Source organism: Nocardiopsis sp. LOL_012, assembly GCF_048060475.1.
Taxonomy (GTDB): Bacteria; Actinomycetota; Actinomycetes; order Streptosporangiales; family Streptosporangiaceae; genus Nocardiopsis.
This window is the reverse complement of the sequence record NZ_JBHMIV010000016.1, coordinates 105073-118157: the sequence shown is the minus strand read 5'-3', so window position 1 is coordinate 118157 and position 13085 is coordinate 105073. Positions and strand designations below refer to the sequence as shown.

At 73.2% G+C, this 13085-nt stretch carries 10 protein-coding genes; 3 read left to right on the top strand and 7 right to left on the bottom strand.

Annotation, left to right across the window (positions count from 1 at the left end):
* Positions 1–329: 329 nt before the first annotated feature.
* The 3 genes from ACFHWE_RS12780 to ACFHWE_RS12770 all read right to left on the bottom strand — a co-directional run bounded on the left by ACFHWE_RS12780 (position 330) and on the right by ACFHWE_RS12770 (position 4253).
* Positions 330–2585 carry an ATP-dependent RecD-like DNA helicase gene (locus tag ACFHWE_RS12780; RefSeq protein ID WP_416601438.1) on the bottom strand — a complete coding sequence of 752 codons (2256 nt, stop codon included), beginning with the start codon at positions 2583–2585 and terminating at the stop codon, positions 330–332.
* A 24-nt stretch (positions 2586–2609) separates the two neighbouring features.
* A complete protein-coding gene (locus tag ACFHWE_RS12775; protein WP_416601436.1) occupies positions 2610–3035 on the bottom strand; it encodes an MmcQ/YjbR family DNA-binding protein in 426 nt (141 codons plus the stop codon).
* 63 nt (positions 3036–3098) lie between these two features.
* On the bottom strand, positions 3099–4253 hold the full coding sequence (locus ACFHWE_RS12770) for a hypothetical protein (protein ID WP_416601434.1): 1155 nt from the start codon (positions 4251–4253) through the stop codon (positions 3099–3101).
* Positions 4254–4482: 229 nt separating this feature from the next.
* Between ACFHWE_RS12770 and ACFHWE_RS12765 the strand changes: the two genes are divergently transcribed.
* Positions 4483–5559 (top strand): serine/threonine-protein kinase, encoded by a 1077-nt coding sequence (locus tag ACFHWE_RS12765; RefSeq protein WP_416601432.1) that lies wholly within the window; start codon positions 4483–4485, stop codon positions 5557–5559.
* A 4-nt stretch (positions 5560–5563) separates the two neighbouring features.
* Here the strand turns inward: ACFHWE_RS12765 and ACFHWE_RS12760 are convergent, their stop codons facing one another.
* Positions 5564–6127 carry a hypothetical protein gene (locus ACFHWE_RS12760; RefSeq protein ID WP_416601430.1) on the bottom strand — a complete coding sequence of 188 codons (564 nt, stop codon included), beginning with the start codon at positions 6125–6127 and terminating at the stop codon, positions 5564–5566.
* A gap of 94 nt (positions 6128–6221) precedes the next feature.
* Positions 6222–6917 (bottom strand): hypothetical protein, encoded by a 696-nt coding sequence (locus ACFHWE_RS12755; RefSeq protein ID WP_416601429.1) that lies wholly within the window; start codon positions 6915–6917, stop codon positions 6222–6224.
* Positions 6918–7132: 215 nt separating this feature from the next.
* Between ACFHWE_RS12755 and ACFHWE_RS12750 the strand changes: the two genes are divergently transcribed.
* On the top strand, positions 7133–7801 hold the full coding sequence (locus ACFHWE_RS12750; protein WP_028648640.1) for a response regulator transcription factor: 669 nt from the start codon (positions 7133–7135) through the stop codon (positions 7799–7801).
* A 62-nt stretch (positions 7802–7863) separates the two neighbouring features.
* The gene (locus tag ACFHWE_RS12745) at positions 7864–9147 is read left to right on the top strand and encodes a sensor histidine kinase (RefSeq protein WP_416601427.1); all 1284 of its coding nucleotides are present in this window, start codon (positions 7864–7866) and stop codon (positions 9145–9147) included.
* Positions 9148–9151: 4 nt separating this feature from the next.
* On the opposite strand, the gene ACFHWE_RS12740 is transcribed toward ACFHWE_RS12745, so the two are convergent.
* Positions 9152–11359 (bottom strand): glycosyltransferase, encoded by a 2208-nt coding sequence (locus tag ACFHWE_RS12740; protein ID WP_416601425.1) that lies wholly within the window; start codon positions 11357–11359, stop codon positions 9152–9154.
* A gap of 58 nt (positions 11360–11417) precedes the next feature.
* Positions 11418–13085, bottom strand: coding sequence for a hypothetical protein (locus tag ACFHWE_RS12735; RefSeq protein ID WP_416601424.1), 1668 nt, complete (start codon positions 13083–13085; stop codon positions 11418–11420).

The following is a 13085-nucleotide window of genomic DNA, read 5'->3' as shown; positions in this document are numbered from 1 at the left end:
GAAGACGCCGGCCTCGGGGCGCCCGAGCACGCTCCGAGCTTGCGAGGAGCCATAAGCACAGAGCGCGAGGGCGCCGCCGGTGTCTGCAGGAGGAGTCTCCGCCGCTGCGAGGAACGAGCAGGGGCGGTAGCGACGACGAAGACGCCGGCCTCGGGGCGCCCGAGCACGCTCCGAGCTTGCGAGGAGCCATAAGCACAGCCCGGGCACCGTCCGCAGAGGGGAGGAACGGTGCCCGGGGTGCCGTCGCTCTCCGAGGGGAGTGTGCAGAGCGCCGGCGTCCGGTGGGGTCCGGGTCCCGTTCCGGGCGGAACGGGGAAACTCCCGCCACCTTAGTCACCACTGTCGGTTTCCGGGGTGGAAACGGAAACCTTTCCCAGATTTTCCAGCCTGTACGCGAGCGAGGTGAACCGGCGGCCGGAGGAGGCGTTGCGCACGGCCTGCGCGAGCGCGCGGCGGGATCCGACCAGGACCACCAGCTTCTTCGCCCGGGTGATGGCGGTGTAGAGCAGGTTGCGCTGGAGCATCATCCACGCGCTGGTGGTGACGGGCACGACCACGGCGGGGTACTCGCTGCCCTGGGAGCGGTGCACGGTGATGGCGTAGGCGTGCGCGAGTTCGTCGAGTTCGGCGAAGTCGTAGGTGATCTCCTCGTCCTCGTCGGTGCGCACCGTCACCTCCTGGGCGACCTGGTCGAGGCCGGTGACCACGCCCAGCGTCCCGTTGAAGACGCCGTTCTCCCCCTTCTCGTAGTTGTTGCGGATCTGTGTGACCTTGTCGCCGACCCGGAAGATCCGGCCGCCGAAGCGGCGTTCGGGCACGTGTTCGCCGGGCGGGGTCACGGCGGCCTGGAGCGCGGTGTTGATCTGGGCGGCTCCGGCCGGTCCGCCCTTCATGGGGGTGAGGACCTGCACGTCCCGGCGGGGGTCGAGCCCGAACCTGCGGGGGATGCGGCGGGCGACGACGTCGACGGTGAGCTCGGCCGCCTGTTCGGCCTCCTCGCAGGGGAAGAGGAAGAAGTCGTCCATGCCCTCGAACTCGGGGCGCTCGCCGGTGTTGACGCGGTGGGCGTTGGTGACCACGCCGGACTGCTGGGCCTGGCGGAACACGTGGGTGAGGCGGACGCTGGGGACGGGCGACCCCTCTTCCAGGAGGTCGCGCAGTACCTGCCCGGCCCCCACGGAGGGGAGCTGGTCGACGTCGCCGACGAACAGGACGTGCGCGCCCGGCGGCACCGCCTTGACGAGCTTGTTGGCCAGGATGAGGTCGAGCATGGACGCCTCGTCGACCACGAGGAGGTCGCAGTCGAGGGGGTGGTCGCGGTCGTAGGCGGCGTCGCCTCCGGGACGGAGTTCGAGGAGGCGGTGGACGGTGGAGGCCTCCACCCCGGTGAGTTCGGTGAGGCGCTTGGCGGCGCGTCCCGTGGGCGCGGCCAGGACGATCTTCGCGCGCTTGGCCGCGGCGAGGGTGACGACGGAGGCCACCGTGAAGGACTTGCCGCAGCCCGGCCCGCCGGTGAGGACGCACACCTTCTGGGTGAGGGCGGTGCGCACGGCCGCCCGCTGGGCCGCGGCGAGTTCGACCCGGGTGCGCTCGCGCAGCCAGCCCAGGGCCACCTCCCAGTCCACGCCGGAGAAGGCCGACAGCCGGTCCAGGGGGTGCTCCAGCAGGGAGCGCAGGCCGGAGGCCAGGCCGATCTCGGCCCGGTGCATGGGCAGAAGGTAGACGGCGCGCACCGGCTCGCCCTCGGGGCCGGGGACCGTCTCGCGGGCCACGCCCTCGGTGGCGACGAGTTCCTCCACGCACTCGATCACCAGCCCGGTGTCCACGCCGAGGATCTTCACGGAGGCGGAGATGAGCCGCTCCTCCGGCAGGTAGACGTGGCCGTCGCCGGTGGACTCCGAGAGCGTGAACTGGATCCCGGCCATCACCCGCTGGGGACTGTCGTGCGGGATGCCGACCGCCTGGGCGATGGTGTCGGCGGTCTTGAACCCGATCCCCCACACGTCGGAGGCCAGCCGGTAGGGCTCCTTCTGGACGATGTCGATCGACGCGTCGCCGTACTTCTTGTAGATGCGCACGGCCAGGGACGTGGTGACCTCCACACCCTGGAGGAAGACCATGACCTCCTTGATGGCCTTCTGCTCCTCCCAGGCGTCGGCGATGGACCTGGTGCGCTTGGGGCCGAGCCCGGGGACCTCGATGAGCCGCTCGGGAGTCTGCTCGATGACGTCCAGGGCGTCGGTGCCGAAGTGTCCGACGATCCGCTCGGCCATCTTGGGGCCGATGCCCTTGATGAGGCCGGAGCCGAGGTAGCGGCGGATGCCCTGCACGGTGGCGGGCAGGACGGTGGTGTAGTCCTCCACCTGGAACTGGCGCCCGTACTGCGGGTGGGACCCCCACCGGCCCTGCATGCGCAGGGCCTCGCCGGGCTGGACCCCGGCGAGGCTGCCCACGACGGTGAGGAGGTCGTGTGCGCCCTTGCCGGTGTCGACCTTGGCGACGGTGTACCCGTTGTCCTCGTTGGCATAGGTGATCCGTTCGAGGACGCCCTGGACGACGGAGGGGCGGAAGGGGGTGTCGGACACCGGTTCGTCACCTTTCCCGGTCGGTCACTCGTTCTGCGCCGCGGGCCCTCCCTGGGCCGGTGCGTCCGAGATGTCGGGCGCACCGTCGCCCAGGGCGGCGAGCACGCGGTCGCGGTCGGCCCGGCGCAGGCTGCGGGCGACGAGCACGTAGGAGTGCCGCAGCATCTCCACGAGTTCGTCGTCGGGCACGGTCCCGTCCAGGAGGACGGTGTTCCAGTGTCGCTTGCTCATGTGGTAGCCGGGGGTCACCGCCGGAAACTGGTCGCGCAGTTCCAGGGCGAGCGCCGGATCGCACTTGAGGTTGGCCGCCGGTCCCGCCTTCCTGTCCATGAGCAGCGCGAACATCTTCTGCCCGGCCACCTTGTAGACGAGGCCTCCGGGGCCGAAGGGCTCGCTCTCGGACGTCTCCGGGAACCAGAGGGCGGCGTCGACGAACTGTTCGGGGGTCATGTACGTCCCTCCTCTCCCTTCGAGCCTGCCAGAGCGGACCGACGTTCGGGACCGCCGCCGCTCTCAGCGCCCCTCCTCCAGGGCCGGTCCGTCGAGCCCGTCGCCGGTGAGGGAGGCCAGCCGCAGGGCCAGCTCCTGGGCCTGGACCAGGGCGGAGAGCGCGTCGTCCTGCTGCGTGTGGTCGGTCCCCGCCTCCACGGCCAGGGCGTCGAGCCGCGCGGCGGCCTGGCGGTCGTAGCGCTCCATCTCCGCCTCGCGGACCTTGCCCGCGTAGTCCTCCAGCACGCGCACGCGCGCCTCCACCCGGGCGGCGTCCTCCTCCAGGGCCTCCCTGGCGCGGGCGGCGGCGCGGCGGCTGTGCTCCCCCGGGGTGGGGGTGCTCGCCATCGTGCGCCGGGTGCGCGTGTGGCCGCGCAGGCTGTCGGCCAGGCCCCACTCCACGTCGGCCAGGACGACCCGGTTGCGCACGGTGTCCAGCAGCAGGCCCTGGTTGTGCAGGGAGGAGGCCAGCACGGAGTCGACGGCGGCCTGGGCGCGGGCGAGGAGGGCGCGGGCCGGGGTGTCCAGCATGGCGGGGGCCACGTACCAGTCCCTCATGTCGCGCAGGAGGGCGTCGTCCTCCCGCGCGCGGTCGGTGAGTTCCAGGGCCGGGCCCTGCCGCGTGGTGCCGGACACCGGCGCGGCGATCCCCCGCAGGACGGCGGCCCCGCCGACCGCCACACCCGTGACGACGACGATGAGGAAGACAGCGGCGATTGCGCCGATCGCCGCCAGCGCCGTGAGGCCGACCGCTCCCACGCCGCACACGCCGAGGAGCACCCACAGCCCCTGGCCGGCGCCGCTCCCCTTCCGCGCGGGCGGTCGGCTCGGCCGGTACCGGGGCCCGGCACGGTGGGCCTCGGCGAGCCGCCGCGCGGTCCCCTCCGCGACCTCGGGGTGCACGCTGAGGCGGCGCGGCATGTCGTCGGCCACGGCGCCGGGGGTGTGGGCCAGCAGGTTGCGGAGGCCGATCCCGCGCTGGGTGAGCACCAGGGTCCGGACCCGGCGGTCCCGGGTGGCGAGCCCTTGGTCGGCCAGGGACCGGACCGCCTCACCGGGGGTGTGGCTGCGCAGGCGCAGGACGCCGGGGAGCTGTGGGATCGGGGCCGCCTCGTGCAGTGCCCGGGAGGCCGCGGCCGTGACCTGAACGGTCGAGCCGTCGGCGAGGGTGAACTCCATGGCGCCCCTTTTCGGATTGCGAAGGACAACCGATCCCGCTGTATGTGTACCACTCCGGTTCGGGTTTGGATGCTCGCGGCGGCGCGGTGGTTCCCGGTGCGCGCGGGCCGTGCCCGGCGCCGGTCCGTCCCCGTCCGGACCGGCGGAGAAGTCGCGCTGGTCACCGGCCCGGCGGTGAGGGGAGGGAGTAGGATCCCGGGACCACATCCCCCACGGATCGGACCACGCGATGAAGGCACGCGGTATTCGCAGACTCGCCCCCCTCGAAGACGACGACCCGCGCTCCATCGGCGGGCACCGGATCCGCGGCCGGGTGGGCGCGGGCGGCATGGGGACGGTCTACGCCGCCGAGTCCCCCGGTGTGAGCGGCTATCTGGCCGTGAAGGTGGTGCACGCCGCCCAGGCGGACGACCGGCGCTTCCGTGAGCGCTTCGCGCACGAGGCGCGGCTCCTGGCGAGGGTCAACAGCCCGTCGGTGGCACGGTTCGTCCGTGCCGACGTCGAGGCCGAGCGGCCGTGGATCATCACCGAGTACGTGCCAGGTCCCACACTCCGCCGCCACGTGGAGCGCTTCGGCCGGCTGCGCGGCGGGATGCTGCTCGGCCTGGCGGCCGGGACCGCCGAGGCGCTGCGGGCCGTCCACGACGCCGGAGTGGTGCACCGCGACCTCAAGCCGAGCAACGTGGTGCTGTCCGCGCGGGGGCCCAAGATCCTGGACTTCGGTATCGCGCACCCGGTGGAGGACCCCGACCCCACCAAGTGGATCAGGCTGCGCCGGATGCGCCGCGCCTACCGCGACCTGCACCTGCCGTCGCCGGAGGCGCTGTCCGACGAGCGGATCGCGCACCGGGTCGACAAGCTGGGCACTCCGGGGTGGATGAGCCCGGAGCAGTACGGGCGCCAGCCCACCACGCAGAAGGCGGACGTGTTCCTGTGGGGGGCGACGGTGGCGTTCGCCGCCGCGGCGCACGACCCGTTCGGGCACGCCCACCCCAAGGAGATGGCGCGCCGGGTGATGTTCGAGGAGCCCGACCTGGACCACCTGCCGCCGGGGCTGGAGCGCCTGGTGACGGCGGCGATGGCCAAGGACCCCGACGAGCGCCCCGCGTCCGGGGAGCTGCTGCGGGCCTGCCTGGGCCTGGAGAACAGGGAGGGCGGGGTGCGCCCGCCCGAGGGGGATCCCGGTCCGGCGTCGGTGCGCTCCCTGCTCGCCCGGCGGTGGACCGAGGTGGCGGTGCGCCCGCCGCTGCCGGCCCGTGCGGGGCGGTGGCCGTTCGGACGCGAGGAGGGCGCCGAGGAGGGCTGAGCGGTCAGAGCAGGCCGTAGTAGGCGCGCCCCTCGCGGGAGAACATGAACACCGCCATGGTGACCGCGAAGCCCAGCGGTACCAGGGACAGGAGGTCCCCGCCGAGGACCGCCCAGCCGAGGATGAGGGCGGCGGCCGTCTGGAAGGCCACGATGCCCCAGAACACGCCGACCGTGCGCCGCCGCACGCGGGAGGCCAGGAAGGTGGACAGCAGGCCGTACACACCGGTGACCACCGCCATGACCGCCATCACCGAGCGCATCGCCTCGGCGGTGACCGCGAGTTCGACGCCTTGGTCCGCGGCGATCTCCGCCTGCTCGGCCACCGCCTGGTCCACGGCCTCCGGGGGCATGGCCGTCCCCATGAGGAACATCGCGGACAGGGCGAGTCCGCAGGCGCCGCCGATGAACATGAGGGTGCGCACGATCGCGACCTTGCGCGGCGCGGGCGCGTCGGGGTGCAGGGCGTCGAAGTGGGCTCCGAAGCCGAAGAGCCCGCCGCGGGGCGGCCCGCCGCGTCCGCCGCTCGCCCCGTCCGGGTCGTACGGGTCCTGGCCAGAGGGAAACACGGAGGGCCTCCGAGGGGTCGACGGGCGTACGGGTCCATGGTAGAGGCGCGCCGCTCCGGCGGTGCGCCCCACCGCGGGTCCGGTCCGCCGGAATTCAGGAGCAGCCGCTGATCTCCTCCGTGGCGGTGACCATGCCGTCGCGCTCCTCCTGGCCCATCACGCCCTCCTCGTCGAACCAGAGGAGCACGAAGTGGCAGGCGCTGCGCACATCGACGAGATCCGAGTCCTCCCGCCCCTCCAGTGCCGCAGCGGCCAGCAGGGCGAGGCCGGCGCCGTCGAAGGCGACGACGCGCATGAGGTTCGTGTCCATCGCCGTCGTGCACTGGAGCGGGGCGGGCTGCTCGCCCTCTGCCGTGGAGCACACGTCCGCGGTGATGTTGAGCCGGTCGCTGATGTCGAAGTCGCCATCGAGCTCCTCGACCAGTTCGGGGGCGGTGATGAGTTGCTCCGGCGCCTCAGTGGGGGTCGGCTCCGGGGAAGGCGTCGGCTCCGGTTCGGGCTCCGGTGTCGGTTCCTCTGGAGGGGTCGCGGAGGGCGGGGCCGACGGGACGTCCTCCCCCTGGGCGGGGCCGTCGAACACGGACCTTCCGAGGAAGAGGCCGCCGCCGAGGAAGGAGCCGCCTGCCAGGACGGCGATGACCGCGAGCACCGCCACCGTCCCGGTCCCGTAGCGACCGGGGGGCTTCGGGGGCGGCTGGGGCGGTGTGGGGCCGGGAGGGGGCGGAGGCCCCTGGGGAGGGTGGGGCGGGGGGCCGAAGCCGCGCCCGGGTTCGGGGTGGCGGGGGTGCACGTAGGACTCCTCGGATGCTCGGACCGGGGCCGGCCCCGACGGGCCGCCCACGCGCGAACCAGCTTCCCAGTTTTATCACGAGAAAGCAAAGAATATTAAACAAATAACGCTTATCACCATTTGACCGTTATGTGAATAGCGCATTTTCGACCAACCCTGGGACATCCGGCGCGCATAATAGGGAAATGCACGACCCGGGACCTACGATCAGGACCATGACCTGCGTTTTGCTGGCCGAAGACGATGTCTCGATCTCCGAGCCCCTCGCGCGCGCACTCCGCCGCGAGGGCTACACGGTTGACGTGACCGTCAACGGCATTGAGACACTCGACCGTGCCCGTGGGGGAGACATAGACCTCATGGTCCTGGACCTCGGGTTGCCGGAAATGGACGGGCTCGAGGTGGCACGTCGGCTGCGCGCCGAGGGTCACGGGACTCCGATCCTCATCCTGACGGCCCGTGCCGACGAGGTCGACACCGTCGTCGGCCTCGACGCCGGGGCCGACGACTACGTCACCAAGCCCTTCCGCCTGGCCGAGCTCCTCGCCCGTGTCCGGGCCCTCCTGCGCCGGGGCGGGGCCGAGGTCCCGGTCGTCCACGGCGTACGGATCGACAACGACTCCCGCCGGGCCTGGCTCGGCGACCGCGAACTGCAACTGACCACCAAGGAGTTCGACCTGCTGCGCGTGCTGGTACGCGACGCCGGAAAGGTCGTCACACGCGAGCAGATCATGCGCGAGGTGTGGGACACCAACTGGTGGGGATCGACCAAGACCCTGGACATGCACATCTCCTGGCTGCGGCGCAAACTCGGCGACGACGCCAACCAGCCGTCCTACATCACGACCGTTCGGGGCGTGGGATTCCGGTTCGAGCGGGACTGAGCGGGCCGGATCCACGCGCTCGGCGCGCATCGCCCGCCCGGGTCGCACGAACGTGAGGTGACATGCGCAGGCGGATGGTTTTCTCCACCCTGGTGGTGACCGTCATCGCCATCATGCTGCTCGGGCTGCCCCTGGGCGCGCTCACCTACAACCTCGTCTACAACGAGACCGTCCGCCAGCTCCAGTCCGAGGCCGAGGTCGTCGGCGTGGAGGCCGACCACCAGCTCAGCCACGAGGACATCGTCGACCGCCCGCTCCTGGGCGCCACATCCGCGAACCGGTACATCCGCGTCACTCGCGAGGGCGAGGAACCGGTGACGTCCGGCCCGGCGTCGCTCGCCCCGGGCCGCCCCGGGGGGCCGGAGACCCTGATGGCCCAGACCGTCACCGAGGAGGGCACCCTCGTCGAGATCTGGGTCAGCGCGCAGAGCGCCCAGGAGAGCGTGCTCCGCGCCTGGCTGGGCATCGGGTCGCTGTCCCTGCTGGCGCTCGGCGTGGCCGTCGGCCTGTCCGTGCTCCAGGCCCGCAGGCTCACCCTGCCCCTGGTCGACCTGGCTGCGACCGCCGAACGCCTGGGCTCGGGCGTGACCACCCCCTGGGGCCACCGCTACGGGATCCCCGAGGCCGACCGGGTCGCCGAGGTGCTCGACCGCAGCGCCGAGCGCATCGCGGGGCTGATCGCCACCGAACGCCACTTCGCCACCGACGCCTCCCACCAACTGCGCACCCCGCTCACCGCCCTCACCATGCGCCTGGAGGAGATCGTCGCCGTCGCCGACGACCCCGACGCCGTGCGCGAGGAGGGCGAGGCCGCCCTCGCCCAGACCGAGCGCCTCGTGGAGACCGTCGAGAGCCTGCTGGGGCGGGCCCGCAAGAGCCAGAACCCCGAGGTGGAGGCCGTGGAACTCGACCCCGTCCTCCGCGGTGTCCGCGAGGAGTGGCAGCCCGTCTTCCGGCAGGAGCGCCGGAAACTGGTGCTCGCGGGCGAGGACGGGCTGACCGCGATGACCGTGCCCGGCGACCTCACGCAGATCGTCGCCACCCTCGTGGAGAACGCCTACAAGCACGGCGCGGGCACGGTCACCGTCCGCCGCGTGCTCACCGGAAACTCCGTGCGCGTGGAGGTGAGCGACGAGGGCGAGGGCGTACCCGAGGAGCTGGCCGGGCGCATCTTCGACCGCGAGGTCAGCGGCGGCGGCGGCACCGGGCTGGGCCTGGCCCTGGCCCGGCACATCGCCGAGGCCGAGGGCGCCCGCATCGAACTGGTGCAGACCCATCCGACCACGTTCGCCCTGTTCCTCCCCTCCGGCGGGGAGGGGCTGACGAAGATGGCCGGCCCGTTCTGAGCGGTCAGGCCACCGAACGCGACTCCGTCGACTGCGGCACCTTGCCGCTCACCACGAGTTCGGTCCACAGGGACCGCACGCGGGAGAGCCCGTAGGCCGACACCACCTCCGAGCGGGCCCGCTCGGCCTCCTCGGCGAACCGCCCCTCGGACACGGTCGCGTGGACGGCCTCCGCCATCGCCACGGCGTCGTCGTGGATCCAGTGCGGGTCGTAGATCGTGTCCGCCCCCGGCCACGGCAACAGGGCGGGGACCCCGCCCGAGGCCGCGCACTCGGCGGGCGCCAGGTGGAAGGACTCGTCGTCGCTGGTGGAGAGCATGAACCCCACCCGTCGCAGCCAGGTGGCCACGTCCGGGCCGAACGGGTCGAACACCACGGCCGGGGAGAGCAGTTCGTCGCGCTGGATACGCCGGTAGACGCGCTCGAAGTAGGAGCGCTCCTCCGGCCGGTTCCAGATCCACCAGTAGTCCCACGGCTGCTTGGTCTTCACCGACAGCGTGTACCGGGGGTCCATCCGGCGCAGTTCGGCGAGCACGTCCAGCCCCCGGTCCAGGCGCTTGCGCGAGGGGGCGATCCCGACCATGCCCAGGGAGTACTCCGCCCCGGCGAGCTTGGGCCGGTCCAACTGCGCGTCGTCCACCCAGTTGGGGACGACGATCACCTTGTCGTCGGGCCAGCCGGTGATGTCGCGCGTGAGGTCGGCGTAGTGGGGGCTGACGCACACCACCGCGTCCACCTTGTCGATGTCGAGCTTGCGCGGCCACTCCGCGTAGAGCTCGAACCGGTGCAGGCGCACCACCAGCCGCTGGTCGGGGCGCTTCCACTTGGCGTAGAAGAGGGCGTTGGGCCCGCACCACTCGCAGATCACCACGTCCGCCCAGCCGGCCAGCTCGCGGGAGCGGTACTGGTCGTGGGTGCGCAGCCCCTCCCACTGGTCGATGCGCACGTCGAGTCCGGGCAGCGACTCCAGGTACTCCGCCAGCCGGGTGAAGAACTTGAGGTCGTGCCCGGCCACCACGACCTTGAGCGGAAGCTCGGGGTCGGTGCCGGCGGGCGCGGGCGGGAGGGCCTCGGCCAGGCAGGCGCGCAGGCGCTCGGCGGCGCGGTCCAAGGCGTGGTCGGCGGCGGCCTCCCGGCAGCGGTCGGCGGCCTCGGCGTAGACGGAGCGGTCGGCGTGGGCGCGGGCGACGACCGACGCCACCGAGGCGGTGTCCGTCCCCGCGAAGAGCGGGTAGTCGGCGCCGAGCATCGCCTCGTGCATGGGGGTGCGGTTGAGCACCACGGGCAGGCCGAGCGCCCCCAGTTCGAGCACCTTGGTGGACAGTTCGAGGCTGGCGTCCATCGACGGGTCGCGCCAGGAGAGCCCGAAGTCGCACTCGGCCGCCTGGCGCAGCGCGTCGGCGCGCGACATGCCGCCGCGCCAGTCCACGCCCGGGGTGCCCTCCAGGGCCTTGCGCATCCGCTTGGCCCAGTCGGCGGGGTCGGCGTGGATCTTGTCGCCGATCATCACCATCTCGGACTCCACGCCCAGCCGCTCCAGCTCGGCGGGCAGGGAGGTCATCTCCAGGGTGTTCCACTTGGGCGCGAACTTGCCGGTGTAGGCCAGGCGGGTGCGCGCGTGCACCTCGCCCTGGGCGCGCACGCCGTCGGGGACCACGACCACCGGCGGGAACAGGACGGACCGGCCGCAGGCCGCGGGGACCGACGACTCCAGGAACGCCCGCAGCTCCTCGGTCTGGCAGAGCAGGAACCGGGAGGCCAGCGCGATGTCGGTGAGCTCGGCGGTGGCGGTGGCCGTGAACTCGGAGACGCTGTGCGGGAAGTCGGTGAGGTAGGTCCACAGCCGCCCGGACAGGGACTCCTCCTGCGCGGCCAGCCCGGCCAGGCGTCTACCCCGGACGACCACCAGGTCCAAGCGCGACCGGCCGTCCTGGCGGGTGATCAGCTCCACGGCCTGCTCCGGGGTGAGCCCGCGCGGCCCCAGGTCGGGCAGGAGCTCGTCCTCGTAGGGCCGCAGCAGCCGGACCCCGGGCGTCCGGGTGAGGGGCGCGGTCAGGCGGTCGGTGCGCACCGGCGCCTTCAACAGGAGGGTGACCTGGCATCCGGCGGCGACCAGGGCCTGCGCCATCGACTGCGCCCAGATCGCGGAGCCGTCGATGATGTTGAGGTCCACGTCCCCGTACAGGAGTGCGCGCGGAGGAGGTGTACTCACGTTCTTCCCTTCGGATGCTTTCGGGTTGCCCCTGCGGGGCGTTCGGCGCGGTCGGGGGTCAACCGACCACACCGGTGGAGGCGGCGGTGTGCGCGGGGTCGTCGCCTCCGGCGCCGTGGTCCTGCCCCAGCGCCAGGAGCCGTCCGCCCCGGCGGTTCCACTCCCGGGGGTCCCACCCGCGCCTGAACAGTCCGGTCCGCGCCAGCTCCGGGGTGACGGAGCCGACGAAGACGTACTGCTCGGTAGGGCGGTCGAAGTAGCCGCGCCCGTCGAACGGCTCACCGTCGGTGTCGGGGGTGCCGACCGCGTCGGCGCCCGAGCACTCCGCCGCGCACACCAGGTCGGCGAGGCGCTGTTCGGTGAGATTACCGCGCCAGGGGTGTGCCCAGGGAGAGGAGGCCCTCTCGGCGAGGACGGCCCACCGGTCGGTGCCGGGCGCCCCGTCGCGCACGGTGCGGACGGCCACCCCCTCCGAGCGCAGGCGCCTGACCCCCTCCAGCGCCGCCGCGGCGGCGGGGACGACCACCTCGGCGGGGCGCAGCCGGGACGCGAGGAGTTCGGCGGCCAGGCGTTCGGCGTCGGCCTCCCCCTCGGGCTCGGCGAGGACCGCCACCTGTCGGCCGCGCAGCGGCAGCTTGGCGCCCGCGGTGCCCGGCGCGACGTCGAGGCCGTCGAGGACGGCGGCCAGGCGGACCGGGGTGGCCTCGTCGAGGAACACCTGGCGCAGCAGCGCGCGCTGCTGCGAGGCGCTGGGCCCGTCCTCGCGCAGCCGGGGCACGGACACCGCGAGGTCCTCCGCCCCGGGGCCCGGCGTGGGGGTGTGTCCGACCACGCGGGCCCCGCAGGCGCGGGCGCGGCGGCGGAGGCGTTCGGTGGCGGGGGTGCCCTCGGCGACCACCGCGACGTTGGCGGCGCGCAGGGCCTCGGCCAGGTCGGGGGCGTCGGCGTCGACGACCCGCGCCCCGAGGTCGGCGAGGATCTCGGGGACCGGCTCGTCCTCGCGAGCGCGGACGTACACGGCCCGGGTGCCCGTCGCCAGTGCCGCGGCGACCGGGTTGAACAGGTGGAGGGGCACGCCGGCGTCGCCGTCGTGGACGCGGTCGAAGCCCAGTGCGCGCAGGGCGGGAGGGGCCGGGGCGTCGTCCAGGAGTACGGTCGGCACGCCGCGTGCGGCCGCCTCCTCCAGGACCCAGTGCAGGGCACGGGTGCGGTCGGCCGTGGCGGGGTCGCCGACGTGGGCCCAGGGCGACCCGGCGCCGGCGGCCGAGGAGGAGACGAGGACGAGGTCGACGTCCACACCGTCCATGACGATCTGGGCGTCGTGCGGGCGCAGCGGCACGCAGCGGATGTAGGGCTCGACGGCGGCCTGGACCTCGGGGCCCACGACGGTGGCGGCGACCAGGCGCTCCTCGCCGAACCCGGCCAGGCCGGTGAGCAGGCGGGCCTCCTGGCGTTCGGCGTCGAAGGAGCGGATCGGCGCGGCGCTCTGCCGACGCTGGACGTGGCGGCTCTCACCACTGCGGCGCCAGAGGCGGTAGAGGTCGCGGGGCAGGCGGACCAGGGAGCGGCCGGGCCGCTTGGCGGCGGACGTCAGCGCGCGGCCCACCTGGAGGGAGGTCGACGCCTCCAGGGACGCCAGCCGGGCCCGCGCCTCCTGGAGCTGGGCCTCGCGTTCGGTGAGAGCCTGCTTGAGCTGTTCGGTCTGGCTCTGTTCTCGCCGTTTCAC

Excerpts from the sequence above, each read along its gene's own strand:
- ACFHWE_RS12745 (WP_416601427.1), top strand. The coding sequence starts at position 7,864 with ATGCGCAGGCGGATGGTTTTCTCCACCCTGGTGGTGACCGTCATCGCC.
- ACFHWE_RS12770 (WP_416601434.1), bottom strand. The coding sequence starts at position 4,253 with ATGGAGTTCACCCTCGCCGACGGCTCGACCGTTCAGGTCACGGCCGCG.
- ACFHWE_RS12765 (WP_416601432.1), top strand. The coding sequence starts at position 4,483 with ATGAAGGCACGCGGTATTCGCAGACTCGCCCCCCTCGAAGACGACGAC.
- ACFHWE_RS12750 (WP_028648640.1), top strand. The coding sequence starts at position 7,133 with ATGACCTGCGTTTTGCTGGCCGAAGACGATGTCTCGATCTCCGAGCCC.
- ACFHWE_RS12775 (WP_416601436.1), bottom strand. The coding sequence starts at position 3,035 with ATGACCCCCGAACAGTTCGTCGACGCCGCCCTCTGGTTCCCGGAGACG.